This window comes from Neolewinella lacunae (genome assembly GCF_014349155.1).
GTDB classification, from domain to species: Bacteria; Bacteroidota; Bacteroidia; order Chitinophagales; family Saprospiraceae; genus Neolewinella; species Neolewinella lacunae.
Genome location: NZ_JACSIT010000043.1, coordinates 1 through 635, shown reverse-complemented (window position 1 = coordinate 635; position 635 = coordinate 1). Strand labels below are relative to the sequence as shown.

Annotated in this window: 1 pseudogene; it reads left to right on the top strand. The window is 62.0% G+C overall.

The features are described from left to right. Positions 1–635: pseudogene (locus tag H9S92_RS02210) on the top strand (hypothetical protein); the annotation flags it as partial.

Below are 635 nucleotides of genomic sequence, written 5' to 3'. Positions count from 1 at the left end.
GGTACGAGCGTAACGTGCACGGCCGACCTGACGCTGACCTTCACGGCGGTAGACGAGTGCTCCGACGTTGACGTTACGCTGCAACTGGACGCGAACTACGACGTTGCGCAGGGCTTCCGTCCGGACAACGCTGCGGCGCTGGGCGTAGGCATCACGCTGACGAACAACGGCGACGGCAGCTACTCGATCCGCGCGACAAACGTACCGGTAGGCGAGCACGCCATCCGGATCCGGGCGGCGGACGGCTGTGGTAACTTCGACGTGGAGATCCTGGAGTTCTGTGTAACGCCGGACAAAGCGCCGACGCCAATCTGTATCCAGACGCTGACCGTGACCTTGATGCCCAACGGCCAGGGTGGTGGAATGGCTGCGATCTGGGCCACTGACTTCATCGCCAGCGATGTGTTTGATTGCTTCGGCAACCTGATCGACCAGTACAGCATCTACACGGAAGAAGAAGCGGGTGTTGCCGGCTTCACGCCAGTGGCTGGCCGTCTGGGCATTGACCTGGACTGCGAGGTAGTCAACCAGGACGTACCAGTGCGGGTGTACGCCGTTGCCGACAACGGCAGTGCGGACTACTGCTCGGTCATCGTACAAGTCCAGGCCTTCCAGGACGGTGTGTGCGGTGAGGC